Origin of the sequence: Agrobacterium larrymoorei, assembly GCF_005145045.1 — a bacterium.
Classification (GTDB): domain Bacteria; phylum Pseudomonadota; class Alphaproteobacteria; order Rhizobiales; family Rhizobiaceae; genus Agrobacterium; species Agrobacterium larrymoorei.
In genome coordinates this window covers 360,807-385,831 of record NZ_CP039693.1, presented here as the reverse complement: position 1 = coordinate 385,831, position 25,025 = coordinate 360,807, and the positions used below count along the sequence as shown (strand labels likewise).

The window sequence follows — 25,025 nt, the reverse complement described above, 5'->3', positions numbered from 1 at the left end:
AGGCACAGATGAAACACGGTATCTACTACTCCTATTGGGAGCATGAATGGAGCGCGAAATTCGGCCCCTATATCGAGAAAGTCGCGAAACTCGGCTTCGATATCATTGAGGTCGCCGCGCACCATATCAATGAGTATAGCGATGCCGAACTTGCGGCGATCAAGCAGAGCGCCAAAGACAATGGCATCACTCTCACAGCCGGTATCGGTCCGTCCAAGACGAAAAACCTCTCATCGCCGGACGCTTCGGTGCGTGAAGCTGGCAAAGCCTTTTTCGAGCGCACGCTGACCAATGTCGCCAAGCTCGATATCCACACCATTGGCGGCGCGCTGCATTCCTATTGGCCTGTCGATTATTCCCAGCCGGTCGACAAGGTGGGCGACCGCGCCAGAGGCGTCGAGGGCATTCACGGTATCGCCGATTTCGCCAATAATCTCGGCATCAATCTCTGCATCGAGGTTCTCAACCGCTTCGAAAACCACGTACTCAACACCGCCGCCGAGGGCGTGGCCTTCGTGAAGGATGTCGGCAAGCCGAACGTGAAGGTGATGCTCGATACCTTCCACATGAATATCGAGGAAGACAGCTTCGGCGACGCCATCCGCACCGCAGGCCCCCTTCTTGGTCATTTCCACACAGGCGAAAGCAACCGCCGCGTTCCCGGCAAGGGCAGAATGCCGTGGCATGAGATCGGCCTGGCGCTTCGGGAGATCAACTACGACGGCGCCGTCGTCATGGAGCCCTTCGTCAAGACCGGCGGAACAATCGGCTCTGATATTCGCGTCTGGCGCGATCTCACCGATGGCGCGGATACGGCCAAGATGGATGAGGATGCACGCAAGGCACTCGCCTTTTCACGGTTCGTCCTGGGAGGCTGAGCCTCTCAACGACGGGGCCTGCTTCTCCGCGCGAAGCAGGCCTATTTTTGATGGCGGCGGCCTCAGTCCTCCCGGCACGAGTGAGCCTGCAACGGCGTAAGCCTTGACGATCCGCAGAGAAGCGGAACTATAGCATCCATGCCTCCAGTTTTGAGAAGCCGCCCCGGAACGAACAGATGCTACAGAGACAGAAACAGCAATCCAAATCGCCGGCGCGGCTGAAGGTCGGCTTCGTTCTGGGACGCACCTTTACCCTCTCTGCCTTCTCCCTTTTTGTCGATACGCTGCGTCTGGCAAGCGATGAGCTGGACCGTTCCGGCAGAGTGCTGGCGGATTGGGAGGTGCTTGGTGATACACGGCATCTCATCCGCTCCAGCTGCGGCGTCAGTGTCGCACCGACGAGTGATCTCGTCTCGCCGGAACGCTTCGATGTTCTTGTCGTCGTCGGTGGTCTTCTTTCGGAGGATGTGGCTTGTAACCGGCAGACGCTGGACTATCTGAAACGCGCCGCGGCCCTTGATATACCGTTGCTCGGTGTATGCACCGGTTCCTTCATTCTGGCCGAAGCGGGCCTTATGAGGGAGCATGAGAGCTGCGTGAGCTGGCTTCACTTCGAGGCGTTTCGGGAGCGTTTTCCAGACCTTCGCGTCAGGCCGGACCGGCTTTTCAATTTCGATGGAAAACGCGGTTCCTGTGCAGGCGGAGCCAGCTCCGCGGATCTGGCGGCCTTTATCGTCCGCGCCTGGGTCGGTCGCGATGCGGAGCGCAATGCGCTCGACATTCTGCAAATCACCTCACCGCGCAAGGCCAGCGACAGCCAGTCGCGCGTGCCCATGCAGCCGCGCAATGACAGCGACGAAATCGATCAGCGCGTCAACGCCGTAATGCTTTTGATGGAGCAGCATATTGCCGAGCCGATCGAGATCGAACGTCTCGCGCAGGCCGTACAATTGTCGCGTCGTCAACTGGAGCGGCTATTTCAACGGGTTCTCGGCTACTCCCCGGCTGAAGCCTATAAGCTGCTGCGGCTGCGCCGCGCCAATCATCTGATTACCAGCACCAGCAGGCCGTTGATCGATATCGCGGTCGATGTCGGCTTTAGCAGCGCTTCCAACATGGGCCGTTCTTTCCGACGCATCTACGGCAAATCCCCCGGCAGTCTTCGTGATGATGACGAGGATCATGCTGAGCGCGCTGATTAAATCGGGCCGGAACTGCCCAATTTGATCCTCCACGTGATCATTGAAGGCGCATCTGCAACCGCGAGCAAATGAACGACGCTTCCTTTCGCTGACCACTGATGGGAAGAGCCATGAAAGCGGCGGAGCAACGGAACTTTACATTCCTAAATCTGTTACTTCATCTTTACCGGAGATGTAGATGACAACCACCGCCGACGACCTGTTCAAGCCAGAAAAGCTCTCCACCGAGCAAAAGATGGCCAATACGACGACCGCATTTCGCAACATCGTTGCAATAGAAGCGGAAGAGCGCCGCGCCAAGACCGAACGCCTTCGCGCCCTTCGATTAGGATTAGAAACTAATTAAGTGATTGCGCGCATACTCTCCCTGCTTAGAAATGGAGATCGCTTCAATGGCAACAAAATGTAAAGGTTGCCATGATGGCGCCGAGGGTTTCCCGATTCCTTTCTCGATGGCGTTTCAGCCAATCTTCGACGTTTCCAATGGCACAGTCTTTGCTCATGAAGCGCTTGTTCGCGGACCGGGCGGGGAGGGCGCCAGATCAGTTCTGGATCAGGTGACGAGCGACAATCGCTACGCCTTCGACCAACAGTGCCGCGTCAAGGCAATAGAACTGGCAGCCAGCCTGTTCGAGCCAGCCGGCAGCACGAAACTCTCGATCAACTTCATGCCCAACGCAGTTTACGAGCCGCGCGCCTGCATTCGGCTGACGTTGGCAACGGCAATGCAGACCGGCTTCCCGGCAGATCGCATCATCTTCGAATTCACTGAAAATGAGCGGCTCGACACCAACCACCTTTTGAACATCCTGCGTACATATCGTTCGCTCGGCTTCAAGACTGCCATCGACGATTTTGGTGCTGGCCATTCCGGGCTTTCGCTTCTCACCCGTTTCCAGCCGGATATCGTCAAGCTGGATATGGATCTGATCCGCGGGATCGATCAGGATCCGGTGAAACGTGGCATCGTCAAACACACGCTCGCCATGTTGAACGAACTGTCGATCACGCCGATATGCGAAGGCGTGGAGACGCAAGACGAGCTTTCAACTCTCAGAGACCTGGGCGTATCACTCATTCAAGGTTACGTTCTGGCCAAGCCGACCTTCGAAAGCCTTTCGGCTTACCCGGCAGTCAGTGCAGAAGGCGAGCACCGCCTAGCAGTGCTCGCTTGAACAAGCGGGCATTCGTCTTTCGCTTTTCTGCCAGACACAAACATATCATCATTTCTTATCCAGCTTACGCAGCTTTTCGGCGCTCTATAACGTTATGATGCGCATGAAACTCGCGCGCATCATACCGGCCAAGAGCTCCCTGTTCCTTCTTACTGCAGCGACCATCGCGGCTTCGTTCGCGCTCGTCAAAAAGCAGCCCGAACTTGCCTATGGCAATCCCCGCGATCAGGAGCGGGGGCGTCTTGCCAGGGTGCCGGAAGATATTCCAAAGCGTGGACTTCTGGATGTTCTCGGGCGGGTTTTTAACGAGGTCAGAAACGACCGCGTGACGCTGATCGCCGGCGGCGTGACGTTTTACATCCTGCTTGCCTTGTTCCCGGCGCTCGCGGTTCTCGTTTCGCTATACGGCCTCTTCGCCGACCCTGCGACAATGTCCGAGCATCTGGGCAAGCTTGCAGTTATTCTGCCACCCGGTGCTTTCGATCTCGTGGCCGATCAACTGACCGCGCTGACAGCGCAAAAGAGCGAGACGCTTGGTATTGCCTTCATTGTCGGGCTAGCGGTGACCCTCTGGAGCAGTCATAACGGAATTCTCGCCATATTCGATGCCATGAACGTAGCCTATAACGAGAATGAAAAGCGCAGCCTCATCCATCTCAATGTGGTCGCGATGGGCTTCACCATCTGCGCCATGATTGCCGTTGCCGTGGTCATCGGCTTCGTCGCAATCGTTCCGGTCCTGTTTTCCTATCTTTATCTCGACGCCTACCTCGAAACCGCCGTTTTGATCATGCGATGGCCGCTCCTTTTGCTGGGGGCCGCGCTCGCAGCTATGGCCATTTACCGCTTTGCGCCCAGCCGCGAGCCCGCGAAAATCAGGTGGCTTACCTGGGGCGCGGCATTGACGACCATATCGTGGTTCGTCATGTCGCTCGGTTACTCCTTCTACATGGAAAATTTCGCCAATTACGCAAAAACATATGGCGCGCTGGGAGCTTTGATCGGCTTCCTGATCTGGGTCTGGCTATCAGTCACCATCCTCATTGTCGGCGGCACGCTGAATGCGGAGTTGGAACATCAAACCGCGCTCGATACGACGACCGGGCCTGAACTGCCCATGGGAACGCGCGGAGCCTATGTTGCAGATACGCTGGGTGAAGAGAGCAAACTCAGCGTCTGAGGAAGACGAAGTAACGGACGCAAGTCCCTGAAAAAGGTTCCATAAAGCTTAAAAATTTGCTGCGGAACCAAGCGCTGCCGAGAGCATTTCCGATCACAAAAGGGAGATACTCTCATGCAGAACTTCATCGCCGGACTATTGCTTGCATCTTGCGCAGTACCGCTGTTTGCGGGCTCCATGACAATCGCTTCCAGCCTTTCGCACGACGCACCCTCACACCAGTTCACCAATCTGGATGCGGAACCGCTTTGGACTTCCGAAGTAAAGAGGATCGACGTCAACAAACAGGCCTACGAGCGCCTCCCGGCTGTTATCGCCCCCGAAACCCTTGTCGCGGAAGCGAAGAAAAAAGCCGCTCCTTCGCTTGTTGCATCCAACGATGAAACGCAGATGCAGATGGCGCAGGACCGTGACCAGACTTTCGATATCAGCGAACAGGCAAAGAACTGGTGTGCTGCAAAGTATCGGTCCTATTCTGCGGAAGACAATAGCTATCAGCCCTATGGCGGCGGCGACAGAAAGCCATGCGTTGCACCCACAGAGATCGCGGGCCCGGCCACAATTCAGACAGCGGCAGTCTCTGAAGATATCAGCGGCAGTGACCATGTGCAGTGGTGCATGGAACGGTATAGTTCCTATCGCGTAGAAGACAATTCCTATCAGCCATTTTCCGGCCCCAGAAAGAAGTGCCTGCCACCGCAGCAGCAATCCGCCAGTAACCGCTACGCGGTATCGGATCAGCAGCTTTATCAGTGATGTTTAGCGGCTGGGTTCGCTCCAGCCGCTCAATGGTATTTCAGGTTTTGCGGCTGACCCGCTTATTTGCGCCGCCGTCGCTTCATTAGCCGCGAAATAGCACCGCCCTTACGGCGCTGCTGCATGAGGCCAACGTCGCTGACGAGCCGTGCACCGCCTTCGCGTTTTTCAAGCGTTATCTTGCGGGTGTGGAATGCTTCCAGTTCAACGCGATGAGCGACGCTCAGCACCGTTGCATCGGGTAGTTCCTCAATCAGCATCGCCATCATCTTGTCCTGCGTTTTCTCGTCCAGTGCCGAGGTGGCTTCATCCAGAACGATGATGTTGGGCTTGTGCAGAAGAAGGCGGGCAAAGGCCAGGCGCTGTTTTTCGCCGCCGGAAAGCGTATGGTCCCACGGCGCTTCATCGTCGATCTTTTCGATCAACTGCCCGAGACCGACCTTTTCGAGAGCGACGCCGATATCCTCGTGCTCCCATGTCTCCGCGGCCTGCGGATAGGAAACGGCCCGCCGCAATGTGCCTGTCGGGATATAGGGCTTCTGCGGCAGCATGAAGAGGTGGTGATCGGGATGAAAATCGACATGCCCGCCGCCCCATGGCCAGAGGCCGGAGATGGCCCGAACCAGCGTACTCTTGCCAGAGCCCGACTCGCCCGCCACCAACACGCGCTCACCCGGCTCGATGACGACCTGTGTTTCCTTCACGACGGCGGTGCCATCGCCGAGCGAAACGGACAGGTTTTCCAGACTGAGCATCGTCGTCCCGGAGGTTTCGCCACGCTGCACGCGCCCGACCTTGTCGCTCTGCTCGGCCTGCTCGAGCCCATCGAGTGACATCATAAGCGAGGCCACACGGCGAGCGCAGGCATTCCAGTCTGCAAGACGAGGGTAGTTATCGACCAGCCAGCCGAAGGCGCCCTGTACGATGGTGAATGCAGACGCAGCCTGCATCACCTGACCGAGTGTCATACTACCATCGAGAAACTTGGGCGCGCAAAGAAGAACAGGCACGACCGGTGCAATCAGCATCGAACTGTGCGACACCAGCGTCGTTCGCATATATTGATTGGCCAGCAGCCTCCACTGCTGGCGCACATTTGCGAAGCGCCGGGAGAGATCCTCCCGCTCTTCCTCCTCTCCGCCTAGAAGAGCAATGCTCTCCCCGTTCTCGCGGACGCGCGTCAGCGTGTAACGAAATTCCGCCTCCACCTGATTTTTGGTCTCCGAGACCCGGACGAAGTTGCGGCCAATGAATGCAATCGCGCCTGACGTTATCGTCGCATAGAGGATCGCGGCGATGACGAGAAAGCCTGGGATCGTGATGGTAGAGCCACCTAAAGGCACAGTGAGCGCCCCACCGATTGTCCACAGCACGACAATGAAGGTGGACGCCGAAACGAACGCGGAAATGACGCCGGAGGTGAAATCCACCGGAGCCTCGGTGGCAATCCGCATATCTTCCGAAATGCGCGCTTCCGGGTTTTGATGATCACCATCGATCAGGTTCAGCTGGTAATATCGACCGTTGGCAAGCCAGCGTCCGATAAGCCCCTTGGTCAACCAAGAGCGCCAACGCCGCTGGATCAGCATGCGCACATAAACCTGCGATGTGACGAGTGTTACACTTCCCAGCACCAGAAGCGGAAACAACGATCCGAGGTAATATACATTCGCAGAATTGCGCTGCTCGATGGCATCGAAAAGGCCTCGGTTCCAAACGTTGATACCATACTGGAAACAGACATTGAGCCCGATCAACACCAACAGCCCGATGCAAACCGGCCAGGCAAACCGATCACCCTCCCGGCTCCAATAGCCGCGTGCGCTGATCCAGAATCTGCGCAGCAGAAACGCTTTGCGCGCTTCTTCCCTCTGCTCTGGCGTCAGCTCGTCTCCAACATTTTCATCCTGAATGTGCGCAGTTTCGGAAACCATCTAGACCCCTGACCAGACTGAAATTTTGTTGGTTTTCATCGCTATACGATTGGGAACAGGTTTTGGTTTCGCGGATGGAAAAAAGATAGTGTTGGAACGAGCCCGCCCTTAACAAATAAGCCGATTTCGCAGTTGCATGACGACAGATGACATAAATCATATGAGTTTTCGCATTTGTTAGGGAAGTCTTAGATGCTGGTAAGTCATTAATTCCGCCAAGTCCGGTTGAGGATCGTATTGGGGTACGATGCGCTCCGTGTTGTTACGGAATATCGTAAGGGGGAATTGAAATGAAGTTTTCGGTGAGAAACATACTCGTCGGCGTTTTCGCCATCTTTAGTGTGGCGGTAATGGGCTTGATGGGCAATCAGCTTTTGGGGGAAATTGCCGTCCAGCAGAACTCCAAGCGCTTATCGGATCTCGCGGAACTCGACAAATCCTTATTCGACGCGCTGCTCGGCATGCGAGGCGAGCGCGGGGGCTTTGCCTCTGCAATCAAGCTTGAAATCGCAGACATGTCTTCCACGCGCAAGAACATTGACGACGGGCGCCGCGATCTCGATGCAGCTTTCGGCAACGTGAAGTCTTTCGCCGACCGCGCCGAGCCTGCCAGCTTAAAAGCGACTATTTTGCCTATTTTTCAGAAATATGATGCGTGGCTGGCTCTACGTATGCCGGTCGATGCGGCCTTGGCGAAGGCCGTACAGGATCGCGACCCCGCACTCGGCAAGACGGTGCTTACAGCGGCTGACCAGATGCTGGTCGATCTGGAAAAGGCAGCCTATCAGGTCGAAGCCGCGATTACCGCACGCGATCCAGCCATGACCGCGTTCACGCAACTGCGCTCGCTTGCCTGGACATCGAGAACGCAGCTTGGAACGGCGAATTCGACGCTGGTTGGCGCCGTCATCGCCAGACAGCCGCTATCATCGGAGAAGCTCGCGGAGATCGCCGTTCAAGATGCGCGCGTAACTCTGGCCTGGAACGTCATCTCGCAGATCGTGGCCAGTGATGCCACCCCGCAAAGCATCCGCACCCTGCACAAAGTTGCTGAAGACATGTATTTTTCCGGTGCTTATGCCGAACAGAAGGCAGCTCTCATCAAGGCATCTCAGGCCGGTCAGGCATTCATCATGAATGTCGACGACTGGCGCAAGCCGGCTGCACCTGCACAGGCCTCGGTTGCGGAAATTGCCTCCGCCTCTCTCAAGGAGATGACTGCAGTGACAGCGAGCCAAGTGGATGGAGCAACGCGTTTCATTTTTATTTATGGTGCGGCAACGCTGGTGGCCTTAGTCCTCTCCGTCATCGGCTTCACCACCATCATCTTCCGCATTGCAAATCCGATCACTCAACTGACCGGCACGATGCGCAAACTCGCCGCTGGCGATCTGTCCGTCGAAGTCATCGGTGCCAAACGTCACGACGAAATTGGCGACATGGCCCGCGCGGTAGAGGTGTTTCAGCAGGCATCCATTCGTAACCGCGACATGGAAGCGGATGCCGCGCGCCTGCGAGAAGCTTCCGAGGCGGAACGTCTTGAAATACAGCAACGTGTCGAAAAAGAAGCGGATGAGCGCCTGACACAGGCCACCTCGAACCTTGCGACAGGTCTCCGTCGCTTGGCTTCGGGTGATCTCTCCTGCCAGATCGACAGCGCTTTTGCCGAACGTTTCGAAGCGCTGCGTCATGATTTCAATAGTTCGGTTCGCCAATTGGGCGAAGCGCTTGAAGGCGTCAATAAATCCGCCTTGACCGTGCGAACCGGCAGTACCGAAATTTCGAGTGCATCCGATCAACTTGCCAAGCGAACCGAGCAACAGGCCGCCTCCCTGGAAGAAACCGCGGCCGCACTGGAAGAAGTCACGACCAATGTGAAGCAGACATCGGAGCGCGCCGGTGAAGCGCGTCAGATGGTTCGCCACGCAACCGAACGCGCAGAAGTTTCGAGCTCGGTCGTATCCGACGCCATCAATGCCATGGGTAAGATCGAGACGGCGTCACAGCAGATTGGCCAGATTATCAGTGTCATTAACGACATCGCCTTCCAGACCAATCTTCTTGCACTCAACGCCGGTGTCGAAGCGGCGCGTGCTGGCGAGGCGGGCAAAGGTTTCGCGGTCGTTGCCCAGGAAGTGCGGGAGCTCGCGCAGCGCTCTGCGAATGCCGCAAAGGAGATCAAAACGTTGATTGGCAATTCCGAAGCCGCGGTCAGGGAGGGTGTAACGCTGGTCAACGACACCGGAAACGGACTTAAGGAGATTGCAGGACTCGTCGCTGCTATCAATGAGCATATGGATGCCATTGCTGTATCTGCCCGTGAGCAGGCATCGGGCCTCTCCGAGATCAACACGTCCGTCAATCAAATGGATCATATGACCCAGCAGAACGCCGCAATGGTGGAAGAGATGAACGCTGCCGGTGCCGGTCTTGCTCAGGAGAGCATGCGACTTTCCGATCTCCTTTCTCAGTTTGAAGTGGAGCATGGCCAGCGCTCTCAATTTGCAGTCCGCACTGCGGCTTAACCACGTCACCGCTTCGAGAGCTATCCGACGAAATCGACAGCCTTTGAAGGCAGTCGCTTATCTCATTGGTTGATCGCAAAAGAATGGATGCAACTTCAAGGTCGCAGAGAGAATAGTCGCAGTGTGGAGTTTTTGATCGGTTCGAGATAGTTGCCTTTGAACGAGAGACATGATGAAAGTAAACGAGTTTTCATCGTCCCATAAGTAGTCGAATGCTCTTGGATTAAGCTTCGGAGTCGAGCGATGCGATTGTCTAATATTTTAGTTCTATTGGTTGCCGTTGCGTCCCCGGCAGGCGCAGCTCAATCCTCTGACAAGCTTCGGACAGCCACTGAAACGGAAATCCGGCAACATCTTCAAAGAGCAGGTAGCTTGAAGGATGGAACGGACGGTTATCAATATCTCGAAGGTAGTTCGACGGGTTACAAAATCACCGATGGAAAGATTTGCGTGCGCAAGCGAAATTCAGTCGATTGCGCGGATGTCCTTTTTGACGGAACGCGGCTCGAGCTGATAGATCGAAACGGAAATCGCGAAATTATCGGCAACTAGAATAATCGAATTTATTTGACATGACCTATGCCCTAGACGGGCACGACGAACTCAAATCTTTCTCTATCATGCCTCGGCACTAAGGGCGTCAAATGGTACTTATGCGTTATGCTTTGAGTGTAGCAATCGTGCTTTCCATCGCGTCACATGCGGCGGCAGATCAAATCACGATTTCCAATAAGGCAACTGGAACGATTTATCGTCTATACGCCTGGCCGACCGATCTCGTGGCGCGCTCGTTCAACATCCTCAATACGCCGTTGCAACGCAACGCTCAAGCCGTTGTCAGCGTGGACAATAGCTACCAGGACTGCAAGTTCACGTTTCAGTACGATCTCAACAATCCGGCAGACAAGCGCAAGAAAAATTATCGCCGTCGGCCTCTACAAAGTAAAGAAGTCGATATTTGTGGAAATAAAGGCTCGGTTTATCTCGGATATGATTTCTAAACGAGATTTTTGATACCGGGCCTCAACAACAGAGGCCCAGCATCTTCCGTTTGATTTAAATGTCGAACCAGAGGCGGGGATTTTCTCCGGACTGAATCTTCTCCCAGATAAGATCAGTCTTATCCCAGGCACGTATGGCGGAAAACCGGTTATCGAGAACGAGATCGCCTTCCGAGGTTTTGACCACCAACACGGCGTGTCCTTCGCCGGATCTGGTTCGTGCTACGGCAATCCTAAGGCTGCGTGCTGGCCAACCCTGAGCAATAAGGTGGCGGCGTTTCGTCAGCGCGAAATCTTCGCAATCCCCCGAAGTGACGTCTGCAGCCCAGACATCTCCTTGCGATTGAGAGTCATTGACCGGCTTGATGGAGCGATTAACAGACGAGTTGACGGACTGCAGCTTCCGGCGATTTTCTGCCGTCAGGTTGACAATCGACTCACCGCTTTCCGCGGCGCAGTCCGCCTGATTGCTGCGGCAGAAGCGAACGAAAGCAAATGGCGCGAGCGTCGCGCGCGAGGTGCTGATAAATGAACTTGCCGGAGGCAAGTGAAGCGACCGGCCCATTCCGGCCGGAGAGGCTGCGTTTGCAACATTTCCACTCAAAATTAAAGCAAGGGCGGTGCCCGCTACTTTGATAAATCGACCTGCCATCATGATATGCTGACCTCGCATATTTCGTTTTTTGATGGCCTGTTTGTAGCATTGGGCTTTTAAGGGCGATTTAGTCGGATTGTTCGCATTTTATCTAGTTGCATTTTATCCGCGCAACAAAACACCCGGCAATTGCTTTGGTAAAAAATGTGATGCTCTTACTATGGCCAGTAAGAGGAGAGTTTCGGGCTATGCCGTTACGATGAAAACAGACACATAGTTTTCCGATATGTGCCTGAACAAGCGTCGAAAACGCAGTCATCATAAGCGAAAACCGCGATTGGAAAATCGCAAATGGCATAATTGCCGCTATCAGCCGTTCAGTTTACGACGGTCGAAGAGCTGCTATAGGTGATGCTGGTTCCGCCAGATGAGCCAGGTTCGAAGTTGCCGCGAGGATCGAGATTGAGGGGCGGATGGCACAATCTGACGACCCGCCGCCCGGAATCGTCGATGATCAGCAGATTAGAACAATCCTCTGCGGAATAGCGCACGTACGAGCTCTGGTAGCTTGACGAGCGAGCCGAGCCTGACTCGATGTAATCCGCAGCATATGCAACATGGGCGAACGGCGCTGCCGATGCGAGAAAGAGAGTAATTCCTAAAATTCTGCGACGAACGGCCATGAATGATCTCTCAAAATTCAAACGCGAACTATGCTTTCTATTGAGGTAGCAAATTTGCTTCCCCAATACTAGCTCCGCTCCATGTTCCTTTACAGCACAACTCGTAAATTCTGACAGCCTCCTCCTTGGAAGAGGCTGCGCAACGAATTTGCTTAATCCTCTCGGAAAGTATGGTTGATTTGGTCCATAAGCGGTTTCGAGAAATAGGATATCACAGATCGGTCTGCGATCTTTATGAAGACTTCTGCGGGCATACCCGGATACAACGTCAATCCCTGCAGTTTTTTGACGCCCTCGTCATCAGGTAAAATCCGGATGGGGTAGTAGGTTAGGCCGCTTCGCTGATCCGTCACCGCATCAGGGGAAATCGAGGATACCGTTCCGGCAACTTCAGGCGTCGTTCTCTGATCGAATGCCGCGAAGCGAATGTTGACTGACTGTCCGGGGAAAATCTGATCGATGTTCCGTGTAGCGATCTTCGCTTCCACGGTTAGGGCGCGCGCATCGGGTGCCAGCAACATCAAGGCATCGCCCGGATTAACGATCCCGCCGACGGTGTGAACCGTCATCTGATAGATGCGCCCATCCATCGGTGCATGTAGCTCCAGGCGCTTCAGCTGGTCCTGCAATGCAACCCGGCGCTCCTCCGATTGGGCAATATCGGATTCAACCTGCGTCAGTTCCTTCGCGTTTTCCGTGCGCCGATCCTCATCGAGCTGGAGAATCTGAAGATCGATCTCGCTGATCTTCCCTTCCGCCTGCGCGCGGGCGGCAACGCGCTCACCGCGGCTTCCCTCCAGATCAACACGCTGGCGTTTCAACACGTTCACCCGCTGCATGGTGACGAGTTGCTGTGCGTAGAGTGAATTCGTCGCTTTATATTCTTCATCGATAATCGATAAGCCGTTATCGATCGACTTGATCTGCTCGCCTATCCCGAAAATCTCTTCGGCAAGCTGGTTCTTGCGTTCTTTCAACTGCTTTTTCATGCCGACAAGAGCGGACTGGCGTGTGGCAAACAGCTGGAGCTCACCATCGATCAAGCTGCGATTGGCATCGATATCGACAGACTCGGCGGCCAGATCCTCCGCCGTAAAACTTTCCTTGCCGACACGCTCGGCTTTCAGTCTTGCGCGTCGCGCATAAAGTTGCGCAAGCGTGCTGTCCACAATGCCGAGGCTGGCACGAACCGCGGTGCCATCAAGGCTCAGCAAAAGGTCCCCCACCTTGACATGGGAGCCTTCCTTTACTGCGATTTCGGATACGATGCCGCCGGTAAGATGCTGTATCTTCTTGGCATTATCATCGATAACGACCGTGCCGTCACCGATGACTGCATTCGATAATTTCGCTGTCGCTGCCCAGCCTCCTAGTCCCCCGACCAGAATGATGCTGAGACTGACGACCCCGAAGACATGTCGGCGAAGTGATTTTTGAGACGGTACGTTCATTCGCTCTTCACTCCTGGCCTTCGCCAACGACCTTCAGCGTGACAGGCCTCGATTCTGCGGCCATGACGCTGTCCCTGCGCAGGAATTTCGGAAGCACATCCTCCTTCGGCCCGAATGCAACGGCTCTGCCATCTTTCATCATGAGAATATGATCGACCGCAACCAGCGCGCTTGGACGGTGTGCAATCACGATCACAATTCCACCACGGGCACGAACGTCGCTGATTGCGGTGCTGAGCGCTTCCTCGCCTTCCGTGTCGAGGTTTGAATTGGGTTCATCCAAAATGACCAGAAAAGGGTTGCCATAAAGAGCCCGTGCCAGTGCGATGCGCTGACGTTGACCGGCGGACAACAGGGAACCGTTCAGCCCGATATCCGTGTCGTAACCCTGCGGCAGATTGAGAATGAGGTCATGCACGCGCGCTGCACGTGCAGCGGCCACAACGGCCTCCGGCGTAGCGTCTTGCCTATATCTGGAAATATTCTGTGAGACCGTGCCGGTGAACAACTCGATACCCTGCGGAAGATATCCGATATGCTGACCGCGCGAAGATTCATCCCACTGATCGAGTGCCGCACCATCCAGTCTCATGGAACCGCGATAGATCGGCCAGATACCCGTAAGCGCCCGCGAAAGCGACGATTTTCCCGACGCGCTGGGGCCGATAATGCCCACAGCACTACCGGCATGCAGTGTAAAGCTAATGTCAGAAACAATCGCCTGTTGCGCATTCGCCGGGCCGGTCGACAGCTTTTGAACCGACAATGTTTCTTTCGGCGCCGGGAGCGTGAGCGGTTGGGAGACCTCAGGTATTGTATCGAAAATCTCTCTTATGCGCTTCCAGGATTGCTGCGCCAGTACGAAACCGCGCCAGCTGGCGATGACCTGTTCGACAGGCGCGAGCGCGCGTGACGTCAGGATCGACGACGCGATAATGATACCGCCAGAAGCCTGATTTTCGATAACAAGTACGGCACCGGCGGCTAATACGCCAGACTGCAAGGCTATACGGAAAATCTTGGATACTATGGCATAAGCACTGCCGCTGTCGGCACTGTTTCTGCACAACGTCCTATACCGCTTATTATAATCCTCCCAGTCCCGCGCCAGATCATTGCTCATACCCATCGCTTCAACGACCTCGGCATTCCGCAATGCCGCGCCCATCAACACGTTTCGCTGATTCCAGACATCATGGACCTTGCGATCGGCGGCCAGTGCAGTGAGGTTCGTAAGAACTGTGATGAAGATCAAAATGAGCGCGCCGCACACCGCGATGATGCCGACGACCGGGTGAAACAGGAAGCAGATCCCGATGTAAATCGGCATCCATGGAAGATCGAAAAAGGCCGCAGGACCAGTGCCCGATAAAAAGGTTCGGACCTGATCGAAGTCTCTCATGACCATGAGGCCGTCATTCGCACCGCTGGTCTTGATCGGCGTTTTGAGCATCACCTTGAAAACGCGCTGACCCAAAACCTCGTCGAACACACCCGATACGCGCGTCAGCATACGGCTTCTGAAAAGCTCGAAAGCGCCCTGAAAAGCATACAAAGCCGCGGCAAGTATTCCCAGCGCGATCAAGGACGGAATGCTGTGACTTGGAATGACGCGGTCATAGACCTGCAACATGAAGAATGAACTGGTCAAGTAAAGCACATTGATCAACGCACTTGCTAAACCGATTGCTACAAGGCCGGATCGACTTCTACAAAATGCTTCGCGCGTCAAATCTTCCTTAGATTGAAACTTAAACGCCATACTAACGCTTCCCTCTACTAAGGCCGTTTGTAGCTTACTTCGATCCTTAACAGGATATTAATATTTGGAATTTTCTTATTAGCGTGAACAAGAACGGTTAATTCCTGTCCAGAAGAAGTCGCACGAAATCAATCCGGTTTTCTTGAGATCGCGCTACTTTCTATTCTCGAAAATACGCAGGGTCGCACAGCAACCCTGCGTAATTGATCGCATCCATCAGTGCGAAAATTTCGCGACGGAAATATAATAACGCGAATTGGTTTTAGACGGCGGCGTTCGGCACAGAACCGTAGAAGGCATAGTCGTCTGCAGTCAGAGGCTTGCCGTTTACGGATTCAATCGAGATATAGTTGTGCTGTCCAGTGTTGCTGTCAAAAAGGTCATACTTGTAGATCACGTGACCGTCGACGCCAGCTGTGTGAGACACGAGGTTGAGTGTGGAATCGACACCCATACCGCGGAACGTCAGGCGGTCGCCACTGGCTTCACCAGCGCCACCGAAGTCGAAAATCTTGTCGGTGCTGCCGTCTACGTCAGAGGCGAGCCACAGGAACGTGTCGTTACCGCCACCGCCGTACATGTAGTCATTGCCCTTGCCGCCCTGAAGGATGTCGTCACCCTTGCCGCCGTTGAGGTTATCGCTACCACGACCGCCGTCCAGATGCGCAGCGCCGCCAGTAGCAACAAGAACGTCGTTGGATTCACCAGAGCCCAGGTATCCACCTGCAGTGTACTTTATAGACATAGTTCTCTCCATTGTATATTTATTTGTAAAACCGGCAGATGACCGTTAACGATCCGTTAAATTATTGTCAATCAAAGCGAAGAGGAAGTTATTGAAACTTTTTTAACAGTAACGTTAAGGCGCAGCATAACCAGTTGATTCGCTTAAATACATTTATCGGCGACTATTTTTGGAATTTGCTTGATTATGAAGTCCGAGGTGCGCTCAATGATCCATAAACAGGGTAAATAATTATATTCACTAATATACACTTGAGAATTCAACCTTTATTTACAGAACAATACTTATTTATCTTTATAACTAAAGGTTGAATTATCAAGTTGATACATTCTATCCGTCTACTTTTTAAATTTTTAAAACGACGATCATAGTTGCTATTAGCGGCCAACGGAACCTGATGCAGTGACAACAAAAACTAGTCAGCTTCTGCGCAGCTATACTGAGGCGGCGGAATGCCAACTTGGAAACTCAGGTGAAACGAAAGAAACTCGTAAAAAGCTGAGCCAGTCTTTAAATGGGTACTGTCAGCGTGAAGAAAAATAGCGTGAAATTTCAATAAGGTAATTTTAGAGGATGCTTTAAAGCGCCATCCAGACTTTTTTTGACCTTATCTTCATCCGCAGCATACAATTTATTATGCTTGATTTCTCGTATATCTAAGCATTAATGAAGATAAGCGGGACACACTTGCTTTCATAAACATCGAATGGGGAAATCCAGTGAAAGAGATTGAGCTGGCAGGTTGGGTATTGCTTCCGATTGGCAAAACCACGATGAGTATCGACTACGTAAACTGGCAGAACAGAAGCTGGCTCGTGCCGGCATGGGTCGATGTCGCGGACAAAGGCATCCGATTGCCGACCAGACTGATCGCGCCCCGTTTCGTTTCTGGACACACGCCTCCGCCAGGCCCGGAAACCCTCGAGATATTTAAAAGGCTCCGCCTGCCTGAAATTGTGTTCGATGCCAATCACTCCCTTGATCAGCTTGTGCCGCTGATCGAAATCGTGGAACGGCCCGCACTTTTCATGCGCTCTATTCACGCCTTGGTTGCCTGATTTAGGAAGTTTCGACGTCTCTTGATCGCTTAGATGGCTTGAGTGACGAACTCAGGCCTGATCAAAACCCAGCATTATGATTTTCAAGAATAAATCGGATCAGGGAACAGTTGCGGCCGTATGATTGTCCAAGCTCGAAGTGTTGCGCTTCCGTGCTGTCACGCGATCCAGTTTGAACAGATAGGCGACCACAAACAGGGTCAAAATCCAACCAATCGAAAACGGTGCCAGAAGATCGACCTCTGTAGAGATGCGAGACATCGTCAACACGATGATTTGCAGCAGAAACACCGTTAGAGCATTATAATGCAACATAACCGTGCGGACGCAGACAATCACGAGCGTCGCCACATAAAGAAATGTGACAGCCACACCGAAATAGCCCAACTCCACCGCCGTTGCGTAGAATTGGTTATGAAAATGAAAGCCGCTTCTGGTTGGAATGTGGAAAGCATCCCAAAGCGCTTCCGGGGCCGCGTCATTTTGAACCCAGAAAGCCTGATAGCCGATACCGAACAAGGGCCGCTGCTGAATAAGCCGCGCTGCGTAGTCCCATAAATCGGTTCGCCCGGTCAGCGTGGCATCCTTACCCATCATTTCGAGTAGTGCGCCTGTCAGCCCGTTCTCATCGCCAAAAACCAAACCTGCCAGACAGACGATACACAATACTATGATGATGGATGCGAATAAAAATTGCCCTCGCGCCTTGACGTTGATCAACCTGACAACTGTCAACACGCAATACGTCATCACGAGAAGCAGAAATGAGATCGCGGCTCCTGCTGAAATCGTTAGAACGAGCGTCAGCAGAGCAAGGCCCACACCGAAACAGGCTATCAGCCAACTTTGAATACTCTTGCTTATTCCCGCTGCGGTAACAGACAGAACGAAAAGCACGAGCCCCGCGTAGGCCAGGTAATTCTTGCTGCCGTAATAACCGACATAAGCGGCCTGCTGCGTCTCATATATAATCGCGGTCTTACCGGAGAGGACGCTCGCTCCCACAGATAGCAACTGGGCAAAGAAGAAAGCCCATACCAGTGTTCTAAGCCGCACCGAACTTGTGAGCAGGAACACCACACCACAAGACAGCAAGGCCTCGGCTGCAAGCCGAAATGTAAGAACAGGATGGTTGGACCAGAATGTGGATGCCAGAAAAAGCGCTGGCATCATGAAAAGAAGGAAAAGACCCGGCGTTTCTATGTGGCCCTGAATCCTGAAATTTTTGGACTTCAGCAGGAGAAGCGCCGCAGAGGGCAATAGAAAGAAAACTATTGCAATGGTGCCGAAGCCCGGGCTGAGAGTAAGACCTAGAAAAGTTACGAACGGAAATGCGAACTGCCCGATATCATCAACCCGTGAGCTAGTCTGCACTCCCTGATGTGATTGGTACACGGTGAATTACCTGAAAATTCGGAATGTCTTCGACAGCACGTCGGTTAATTTGGCGGATGAACAATGTGTTCGGAACTCTCAACACATTTAAAGGACCAATACCCCTTTTTGCCAGCGCGATCTACTGGACCATGAGGGCCAACCAAGATTAATTTTCCTGCAATATTGGCATGGCATCAGTGCATCGTTTCATTCGATGCTTATAAGACACGCGGAGGTATCGTTCCTAAAGTATTTGGATGGCAGCCTGTTCGCGTTCAGGCTATGTAAGCTCAAATCATCTTTTCTAGCCTGCAACTTCGAAGTTCAGGCTTAAGTCGATCACAAACATCAGGGTGCCGAGTGTCCTTAAAAAAAATCGCCTTTGGCACCATGTCGATGTCTTCGATTTCAATTCTTCGAATTGCCGCTCAGTTCTTCGTCATGCCAATATTGGCACGTTTTCTGAGCCCGCATGAATACGGAACTGTAACACTTGCCATCCCGATCGTTCTTCTGCTCGTTATCTTTGCGGATGCGGGGGTAGGGCAGTCGCTGATCAAAGAAGATGAAAATAACTCTCTTGTCTGGTCCAGCGCATTTTGGCTCACGGCGATCATCGGTGTGGTTCTGGCTTTGGTGGCGCTGTTTGGCGCCTCAGGGCTTGCGATCATATTTGCAGAGCCTGATCTCGGGCCCATTACCAGAGGACTGGCGCTTATCGCATTTCTCCAGGCCATCAGCGCAATACCGGGCGTGAAACTGCAAAAACGGGGAAAATTCACGACCATTGCCATCATTGAAGTCGTCGCTATGGCAGCGGGCCTCACAACTGCTCTCGTCGGTGTTTTGAACGGCGCTGGCATATGGTCTCTGGTCCTCCAGCAATTGGCGCAGTACTCCATCCGCGCCGCCTTTACCTTCATAGCGTCCCGGTTCAAACCAAGCTTTGTTTTCTCATTGGCGTGCCTGAGGGAGCACATCGTGTTCGGGCGCAGCATGCTCTTCAGCAATCTCGCAACGAACCTGTCCCAGTCGCTCGAGTTGATCATAATAGGTCACGCGCTTGGCGCAGTCGGGGCAGGGATATTCTCCATGGCGTTCCTGTTCGCCCGGTTACCCGGCCGCATCCTGACGGGGCCGCTCAACTACGTGATATACACCCATCTCCTGCCATTTCGGGAAAACAAGGAAAAGCTCGGCGGGGTCTATCTTGCGATATCCTATCTGGTCGCTGCCTTCATGCTTCCTATGCTGTTTTTAGCGTCGGCCGCCCATCAGGAGATATTTTCCCTTGTGCTCGGAAACAAGTGGACGGAATCGGGCTATCTGTTTGCCTTGATAGCGCCATTTGCGGGTTATCAACTGATTGGAACGCTGGCGGTCACGATCCGCATCGTCTTGGGTCAAGTCCGCAGCCAAATGAGATTGGCCATCGAATTCGCGCTCGCCTGGTGCCTGCTGCTCGCCATATTCGCCGTCGGTGGCACAACTTACATCGCGGGCGCATTTGCAGTTGCCGTTGCTCTGATCGTTCCACGAAACATAAACAGCATTCTAAGTCTCCTGAGCCTATCGCGCATCCGGTTCATTACGCTGATGTCCGCCCCGACGATGATCTCCTTGCTGGCCGCATCCATCTACTGGGTTTTCGCCTCTGAACTGCGCACCCAATGGTATCTGTGGATTCCATGTGTCACAGGCCTGACAATCATCGCAATCGTCACATCGATGGCTGCTGGTTATGCGACACTCCGCAAAGGGCTATCTGCCTTGAACAGCTAAAACTGCGGATTTCTGTTGGTTATTGGAAATAACGAGGCAGAAATCCGAACCGTTCAACCAATTCCGGTCTTTCATGTCGAGTAGATTGGACGAGCAGTGACTTGACGCTGTATCAGCCAGAACCTATACGGCTTGAAGATAGTTTTCGTCAATTTCTTTGAAATCTGGTCAATCGTTACAGGGGAAGATGTACAGTAAATGAAAACAATTGCTGTAATTTGCGCGCTTCCTCCCGAACGTAATACAGGCATGCTGACCGTAGATTTGGCGGCGCACGTCACGTTGTCAAAACTGGCGCATCCAAATATCGTTAAATTTTATACATATGGAAAGTTAAACGAGTACTCTTATCCTGAATCGGAAATTCCATTTACTTATTTGGATATCATCGATCACCAGGAAGAATACCTGAAATCAGACGTATTTCTGTTTTGGGGAGATTTTCTTCATTCCCTGTCATACCTTGAGAAGGATAGGGGCTCGTGGAACAAGAGCCTGTCCCAGGAAGGTCAAACCGGGTTTCAAAGCGACTATTACAAGTACATCTTTCTGTCCCGGCTTGAGGAAGACCGGATTAACCGGGCGATCATTTTCGGCAGCACGATCATCACAAATCGGGCGGAGGACGACGTCGATCAAGCGTATCAGCTGTTCTCGGAGAGGCTCTTCAAAAACGCCGCAGGCGTGTTTTTCAGAGATGCATTGTCGGCTGCAAAAGTGTCACCGCTAAGAGGCCTCGATCCATCGCTCGCCTGCGACTGCGCGTTTTTGCTGAGCGACGAGGATCTTGAGAGATTCTCAGGCTTTAAGATGGCTGAACAGCGTCAGGGTGTGGGCGTTTATTTCGGTCGGACAAAGTCGAAATTTCTGATGCTTCTCTACGCAAAACTGCTGGCGCGAAGCCTTGGTGAATCCTCGCGGTGGATACCATGGTTTTTCACACGACGGAAAATTCGGGCACTCGCTGGCTCGTTCGGCTATCAGGTGCCCAATCAGCACGTAGAGACCGGGAAGATACTCTCGGAACTTTCAGGATGTAAGTTTATCATTACGGACACCTATCATGTCTGCGTCAACGCTTGGCGGTTAGGGATTCCTGCAATATGCATCGGGCTTGGTGCCGCTACCGCCGACAATTCTCTTTCTGACAAAAAGAAAGAGATACTCTTCGAAATGTATGGGGCGCGTAGCTTCTACATTTTCGCAGAGCAGCTACACAGCTTCTCTGGCTTCAGGGCAGCACTTGCGCAGGCAAAAAATGTTCTGGAAAAGCCAGACATCGCGTCCCAAGTTCGCAAGAATATCCAGCACCATGTGGAGACGGCGCTTACACGGCTGAAACGCGCGCTCGAGCAGTCTTGCAAGTGAGATACAAGCTAACTGCTTGCGATTGAGAGACATCTGCTCCGGCAGGGATCGATCTTCGAGGCAAACATGCTTCCAAGTCAGGCTAACCGATCGTTATTGAGCTGGAACTGCCTATCTTTCGCAACGGCGAGTCTGCCGCGCCGTAAGCAAAAAAAATAACACCGTCGGCTCAGCCTCGTGCCGGGGTAGCCGTTGCCACTATGTCTTATTCGAAAGCTTCACGGGCGCATCATTATGCTTGAGAGCAGGTAACAGATAGGAACGAACGGCGAAGTCAGCGCCGTATTTCGAAAGATGACCGTAGTCGGCGTAAAGATAGTTGGAGTTTACGCGATATACGCAACGGTCTGACACGCATAGTGTGGACATAGGATTGATGAATGTCGCACCGGCTGCTTCACTGGCGACTTTTTCCATCGACTCTTCACTGTTCGCCGCGTTGCCAGCAACTTCACCAGCACGCGCCGAGGCACCGGAAAGATAGTCGAGACGCTGGACGTCAGCGGAAAACTGGGGAGAGGGGCCGATCACGATGACATCCACACCGTGGCGTTTGATCTCCGCGATTGTCTCGTGAAGCTGCTCGAGCGTCGCCTTGGGTACGTCGCTCCAGCGAGAGGACAGAATCACAGTCTTGATATTGTAAGTCGTGAGAAGGGAAAGCGCTTCCGCATTGAATTTGCTGCAGGCGGGGCGGGCAAGCGAATAATAGGACAGAATTGGCGGACAACCTGCAAAGGTGTACTGGAAAATGTTTTTGTCCAACTGTGCAGCGTTGGTCAATAAACCCGGCAAATAATGCGCCGCAAAGGAGTCTCCCCAAAGGAGAACGTTGCCCGTAGAGCCAGTCGTCCGCTGGCAATGAACGGGATCCCAGGATTCCAGCGTCGTTGCATTTTGGTGGAAGCATGAATTGCCGCCCCAATCTTCAAGTCCTGCAATTTTCTGCTCGACAAAGCCGGGCTGCCGCTGGGGAAAACCGTTCGCAGCGATGACGGCAAGCCCGATGACCGAGAATGTACCGATGCCAATCCCTGTTTTTACAAAAGCAGATCGCATCTGTTCGAATGACAGCGTTCTGAACGGCTGCTCGACATACTTCCAGGAAAGATATGCCAGGCCGATAACCATCACTATCAAGCCGGAATAAGCATAAGGGGAAAGCGTCCCATCGACATAGTAGTTCAGGAAAGCGATCACCGGCCAATGGATCAGGTACAGCGAAAAGGAAATTTTTCCGACGCCGACGGGCAGGCGAGTTGCGAGCAGGCGATTGACCAGAGGCCGGCGCTCGGTTGTACCGGCTAAGATTATCAACGCCGCTCCGACACAGGGAAACAGTGCGTTCCAACCTGGAAAAGGATCTGCACTGCCAATCGTGACAAGCCCGAAAACAATCAGGCCCAGCCCGGCGAAGCTCAAAAGCGAGTTTGGAACACCTTTGAGCTTCAAGCCAAAATGGCTCGATTGAACCGCAAGCGTGGCACCGATAAGCAGCTCCCAGAGGCGAGTGGGAAGCAGAAAAAAGCCTGCCGTAGGTGCCGCATAAATTGCTGTGATAGCCAGCGCAAAGGAAAAAAGCGAAAGGGTGGCCAACACCAAAATCGTAAGCTTTTTTCCCGCCTGACGGCGGTAGAGAAATGCGAATAAAAGCGGCGCAAACACATAATACTGCTCTTCAACAGAGAGCGACCAGGTGTGCAGAAGCGGCTGGTTTTCAGCCAGTGGATTGAAATATCCGGACGATTTCCAGAAGAAAATGTTCGATACGAAGGTTGCCGATGCGATCAGGCTTTTGGAAAATGAGATAAAATCTCTTGGGAGCAGAATGATAGCTGCCGCGATTGACGTCAGCAGATAGACGACGAACAAGGCGGGTATGATCCGTCGAACTCTCTTGAAGTAGAAATGGGAGACGCTGAACTCTCCCCTCTCCAGCTCCACAAATATCGACTTTGCGATAACGTAGCCCGAAATAACGAAAAATATGTCTACTCCGGTAAACCCGCCTGACAAGAAGGCGAATTTATAGTGATAGAAAACAACCGATAATACCGCTATTGCGCGCAGACCATCGATATCATTTCGATAACCGCCATGTGCTGCCGATTTACTCAGATCACTCACGGTGCGATAGCCTTTTATCGTGCCCGGATGGGCTTTCGTGTATAGAGGGGTTGGCGGTACTAATAGCTACCGCGTGCCATGCAGACTGCTGGAATTGTCTTCAGGATGATGGCCAGGTCCTGGATCAAGGACCAGGTCTGGACATATTGCGTATCGAAAGCGATCCGGCTCTCATAAGATACGTCATTGCGGCCGCTAATCTGCCACAGGCCCGTCAGGCCCGGTCGTGTGCGAAGATAGTAGACAGCGGAACTGTCATAAGCCCGCAATTCTTCATCAACGACGGGGCGCGGACCGACGACACTCATTTCGCCGCGAATAATGTTGATAAGCTGAGGCAGCTCATCGAGGCTCAACTTACGCAGAACCCTGCCGACGGCGGTAACGCGCGGATCGTCTTTCAGCTTGCGGGTCGCCTTCCATTCGGCAGCAGCCTCAGGGTTGTCACGCAGATGGCTGCGAAGCAGCTCGTCGCCGTTCACTGCCATTGTCCGGAACTTCAAGCATTTGAACTTCTGCCCATTGTGACCAACGCGCTCGTGTCCAAAGAAAGCCGGTCCGTTGTCGCTGAACTTGACCAGCGCCATGATCATCAAGAATATCGGACCGAAAAGGACGAGTGCACAGATTGCAACTGTTACGTCCAAGCTTCGCTTTGCCAGTCCGCCAGTTGGAAGAGCTGTTGCATACTTCATAAAGAAAGCTCCATCGTTTCGTGATTATGAGCCGCGGTTAGGAGCCGGCGGATCAATCAGTTACACAAATAAAAGAATACCAGGCTAACGACTTGAACGTGAACTTGAGCCACGCCCTACAGCCGATAGGCGCTTCGTTAATAGTTTATAAACCAATATCGCATTACTGAGTCAATACTTAGTGAACAATGTAGTTAATCGCCGACGCGAGATGCATAAAAGACACGCATTTCCGCTAGACTGAATAACGGTACAGGCGACGAAAATATTTCTGTCACAATCAAGAAAAACCCCAGTTTTTGCAGAATCTTCGATAATTTTCTGGTCGATTCGGGCCGATACACTCGATAAAAACCTATTTTCGCCGAAAAAATTTGGAAATCGAAGGATTGGGTAGAAATATTCAACTGCGAGCAAGTAAATTATCTTATTCTAATATTTGAGCGAAGAAATTACTGACGCCATAAGAGAGCTATGACAAATATGCGCCTCTGCGTTGCGCGTCCTGCCTGCAATGTAAAAGAAAACTGCAGACTCTGATGACACTTGCTCTCCAAGAGGCATCCCAAAGCTTGCCCACGACGCGCGTTCGCGTGCTCAAAATATTCGTGATGGAGTTGCGCAATTATAACGAGTGAGCCGTAAGTAGCTGCGAGTATTGCTGTGGAACTCGCTTTACACTCCTCACAATGAACAAGCGTGAACCCAAAACTTTGGTCCCACTACCGCTT

21 protein-coding genes are annotated in these 25,025 nt (G+C 53.0%); 12 read left to right on the top strand and 9 right to left on the bottom strand.

Features of this window, described 5'->3' with window-relative positions; all coding sequences use genetic code 11:
* Positions 1-8 precede the first annotated feature (8 nt).
* The 6 genes from CFBP5473_RS22900 (at position 9) to CFBP5473_RS22880 (ending at position 5,191) form a co-directional block, all read left to right on the top strand.
* Entirely contained in the window at positions 9-878 is an 870-nt protein-coding gene (locus CFBP5473_RS22900) for a D-psicose 3-epimerase (protein ID WP_027674194.1), read from the top strand.
* Positions 879-1,054: 176 nt separating this feature from the next.
* Positions 1,055-2,080: a GlxA family transcriptional regulator gene (locus tag CFBP5473_RS22895; RefSeq protein ID WP_051441169.1), complete on the top strand. Its 1,026-nt coding sequence runs from the start codon at positions 1,055-1,057 to the stop codon at positions 2,078-2,080.
* 178 nt (positions 2,081-2,258) lie between these two features.
* Positions 2,259-2,426 (top strand): hypothetical protein, encoded by a 168-nt coding sequence (locus CFBP5473_RS25165; RefSeq protein ID WP_169696917.1) that lies wholly within the window; start codon positions 2,259-2,261, stop codon positions 2,424-2,426.
* Positions 2,427-2,472: 46 nt separating this feature from the next.
* Complete coding sequence (locus tag CFBP5473_RS22890; protein ID WP_037170730.1) at positions 2,473-3,255, top strand: EAL domain-containing protein; 783 nt, start codon at positions 2,473-2,475, stop codon at positions 3,253-3,255.
* A gap of 94 nt (positions 3,256-3,349) precedes the next feature.
* Complete coding sequence (locus CFBP5473_RS22885) at positions 3,350-4,435, top strand: YihY/virulence factor BrkB family protein (RefSeq protein WP_084631483.1); 1,086 nt, start codon at positions 3,350-3,352, stop codon at positions 4,433-4,435.
* 114 nt (positions 4,436-4,549) lie between these two features.
* A complete protein-coding gene (locus CFBP5473_RS22880; protein WP_051441170.1) occupies positions 4,550-5,191 on the top strand; it encodes a BA14K family protein in 642 nt (213 codons plus the stop codon).
* Between the two features lie 62 nt (positions 5,192-5,253).
* Here CFBP5473_RS22880 and CFBP5473_RS22875 read toward each other — a convergent pair whose 3' ends face one another.
* Positions 5,254-7,125, bottom strand: a complete 1,872-nt coding sequence (locus CFBP5473_RS22875; RefSeq protein WP_051441171.1) for an ABC transporter ATP-binding protein/permease — start codon at positions 7,123-7,125, stop codon at positions 5,254-5,256.
* 290 nt (positions 7,126-7,415) lie between these two features.
* Between CFBP5473_RS22875 and CFBP5473_RS22870 the strand changes: the two genes are divergently transcribed.
* The 3 genes from CFBP5473_RS22870 (at position 7,416) to CFBP5473_RS22860 (ending at position 10,651) form a co-directional block, all read left to right on the top strand.
* The gene (locus tag CFBP5473_RS22870) at positions 7,416-9,650 is read left to right on the top strand and encodes a methyl-accepting chemotaxis protein (protein WP_051441172.1); all 2,235 of its coding nucleotides are present in this window, start codon (positions 7,416-7,418) and stop codon (positions 9,648-9,650) included.
* Positions 9,651-9,893: 243 nt separating this feature from the next.
* Positions 9,894-10,202, top strand: a complete 309-nt coding sequence (locus CFBP5473_RS22865) for a hypothetical protein (protein ID WP_027674196.1) — start codon at positions 9,894-9,896, stop codon at positions 10,200-10,202.
* A 92-nt stretch (positions 10,203-10,294) separates the two neighbouring features.
* The gene (locus CFBP5473_RS22860) at positions 10,295-10,651 is read left to right on the top strand and encodes a hypothetical protein (protein ID WP_136954437.1); all 357 of its coding nucleotides are present in this window, start codon (positions 10,295-10,297) and stop codon (positions 10,649-10,651) included.
* Between the two features lie 55 nt (positions 10,652-10,706).
* Here the strand turns inward: CFBP5473_RS22860 and CFBP5473_RS22855 are convergent, their stop codons facing one another.
* The 5 genes from CFBP5473_RS22855 to CFBP5473_RS22835 all read right to left on the bottom strand — a co-directional run bounded on the left by CFBP5473_RS22855 (position 10,707) and on the right by CFBP5473_RS22835 (position 15,887).
* Positions 10,707-11,306 carry a transglutaminase-like cysteine peptidase gene (locus tag CFBP5473_RS22855; RefSeq protein ID WP_234881900.1) on the bottom strand — a complete coding sequence of 200 codons (600 nt, stop codon included), beginning with the start codon at positions 11,304-11,306 and terminating at the stop codon, positions 10,707-10,709.
* A 317-nt stretch (positions 11,307-11,623) separates the two neighbouring features.
* On the bottom strand, positions 11,624-11,929 hold the full coding sequence (locus CFBP5473_RS22850) for a hypothetical protein (protein ID WP_027674199.1): 306 nt from the start codon (positions 11,927-11,929) through the stop codon (positions 11,624-11,626).
* A gap of 152 nt (positions 11,930-12,081) precedes the next feature.
* Positions 12,082-13,380, bottom strand: a complete 1,299-nt coding sequence (locus CFBP5473_RS22845; protein ID WP_027674200.1) for an HlyD family type I secretion periplasmic adaptor subunit — start codon at positions 13,378-13,380, stop codon at positions 12,082-12,084.
* A 7-nt stretch (positions 13,381-13,387) separates the two neighbouring features.
* Entirely contained in the window at positions 13,388-15,142 is a 1,755-nt protein-coding gene (locus CFBP5473_RS22840) for a type I secretion system permease/ATPase (RefSeq protein WP_051441174.1), read from the bottom strand.
* Between the two features lie 262 nt (positions 15,143-15,404).
* Positions 15,405-15,887 (bottom strand): calcium-binding protein, encoded by a 483-nt coding sequence (locus CFBP5473_RS22835; protein ID WP_027674202.1) that lies wholly within the window; start codon positions 15,885-15,887, stop codon positions 15,405-15,407.
* Between the two features lie 719 nt (positions 15,888-16,606).
* On the opposite strand from CFBP5473_RS22835, the gene CFBP5473_RS22830 reads away from it, so the two are divergent.
* The gene (locus CFBP5473_RS22830; RefSeq protein ID WP_027674203.1) at positions 16,607-16,945 is read left to right on the top strand and encodes a hypothetical protein; all 339 of its coding nucleotides are present in this window, start codon (positions 16,607-16,609) and stop codon (positions 16,943-16,945) included.
* 99 nt (positions 16,946-17,044) lie between these two features.
* Here CFBP5473_RS22830 and CFBP5473_RS22825 read toward each other — a convergent pair whose 3' ends face one another.
* Positions 17,045-18,340: an O-antigen ligase family protein gene (locus CFBP5473_RS22825; RefSeq protein ID WP_136954436.1), complete on the bottom strand. Its 1,296-nt coding sequence runs from the start codon at positions 18,338-18,340 to the stop codon at positions 17,045-17,047.
* A gap of 342 nt (positions 18,341-18,682) precedes the next feature.
* Between CFBP5473_RS22825 and CFBP5473_RS22820 the strand changes: the two genes are divergently transcribed.
* A complete protein-coding gene (locus CFBP5473_RS22820; protein WP_027674205.1) occupies positions 18,683-20,104 on the top strand; it encodes an oligosaccharide flippase family protein in 1,422 nt (473 codons plus the stop codon).
* A 198-nt stretch (positions 20,105-20,302) separates the two neighbouring features.
* Positions 20,303-21,472, top strand: a complete 1,170-nt coding sequence (locus CFBP5473_RS22815; RefSeq protein ID WP_027674206.1) for a polysaccharide pyruvyl transferase family protein — start codon at positions 20,303-20,305, stop codon at positions 21,470-21,472.
* 198 nt (positions 21,473-21,670) lie between these two features.
* On the opposite strand, the gene CFBP5473_RS22810 is transcribed toward CFBP5473_RS22815, so the two are convergent.
* Both CFBP5473_RS22810 and CFBP5473_RS22805 read right to left on the bottom strand, forming a co-directional pair.
* The gene (locus CFBP5473_RS22810; protein WP_157835788.1) at positions 21,671-23,599 is read right to left on the bottom strand and encodes an acyltransferase family protein; all 1,929 of its coding nucleotides are present in this window, start codon (positions 23,597-23,599) and stop codon (positions 21,671-21,673) included.
* A 59-nt stretch (positions 23,600-23,658) separates the two neighbouring features.
* A complete protein-coding gene (locus tag CFBP5473_RS22805) occupies positions 23,659-24,294 on the bottom strand; it encodes a sugar transferase (RefSeq protein WP_051441176.1) in 636 nt (211 codons plus the stop codon).
* Positions 24,295-25,025 lie beyond the last annotated feature (731 nt).

Coding starts and splice junctions, on each gene's coding strand:
- CFBP5473_RS22870 (WP_051441172.1), top strand. CDS start 7,416: ATGAAGTTTTCGGTGAGAAACATACTCGTCGGCGTTTTCGCCATCTTT.
- CFBP5473_RS22835 (WP_027674202.1), bottom strand. CDS start 15,887: ATGTCTATAAAGTACACTGCAGGTGGATACCTGGGCTCTGGTGAATCC.
- CFBP5473_RS22840 (WP_051441174.1), bottom strand. CDS start 15,142: ATGGCGTTTAAGTTTCAATCTAAGGAAGATTTGACGCGCGAAGCATTT.
- CFBP5473_RS22805 (WP_051441176.1), bottom strand. CDS start 24,294: ATGAAGTATGCAACAGCTCTTCCAACTGGCGGACTGGCAAAGCGAAGC.
- CFBP5473_RS22885 (WP_084631483.1), top strand. CDS start 3,350: ATGATGCGCATGAAACTCGCGCGCATCATACCGGCCAAGAGCTCCCTG.
- CFBP5473_RS22880 (WP_051441170.1), top strand. CDS start 4,550: ATGCAGAACTTCATCGCCGGACTATTGCTTGCATCTTGCGCAGTACCG.
- CFBP5473_RS22865 (WP_027674196.1), top strand. CDS start 9,894: ATGCGATTGTCTAATATTTTAGTTCTATTGGTTGCCGTTGCGTCCCCG.
- CFBP5473_RS25165 (WP_169696917.1), top strand. CDS start 2,259: ATGACAACCACCGCCGACGACCTGTTCAAGCCAGAAAAGCTCTCCACC.
- CFBP5473_RS22845 (WP_027674200.1), bottom strand. CDS start 13,380: ATGAACGTACCGTCTCAAAAATCACTTCGCCGACATGTCTTCGGGGTC.
- CFBP5473_RS22860 (WP_136954437.1), top strand. CDS start 10,295: ATGGTACTTATGCGTTATGCTTTGAGTGTAGCAATCGTGCTTTCCATC.
- CFBP5473_RS22815 (WP_027674206.1), top strand. CDS start 20,303: ATGAAAACAATTGCTGTAATTTGCGCGCTTCCTCCCGAACGTAATACA.
- CFBP5473_RS22855 (WP_234881900.1), bottom strand. CDS start 11,306: ATGATGGCAGGTCGATTTATCAAAGTAGCGGGCACCGCCCTTGCTTTA.
- CFBP5473_RS22900 (WP_027674194.1), top strand. CDS start 9: ATGAAACACGGTATCTACTACTCCTATTGGGAGCATGAATGGAGCGCG.
- CFBP5473_RS22895 (WP_051441169.1), top strand. CDS start 1,055: ATGCTACAGAGACAGAAACAGCAATCCAAATCGCCGGCGCGGCTGAAG.
- CFBP5473_RS22875 (WP_051441171.1), bottom strand. CDS start 7,125: ATGGTTTCCGAAACTGCGCACATTCAGGATGAAAATGTTGGAGACGAG.
- CFBP5473_RS22850 (WP_027674199.1), bottom strand. CDS start 11,929: ATGGCCGTTCGTCGCAGAATTTTAGGAATTACTCTCTTTCTCGCATCG.
- CFBP5473_RS22890 (WP_037170730.1), top strand. CDS start 2,473: ATGGCAACAAAATGTAAAGGTTGCCATGATGGCGCCGAGGGTTTCCCG.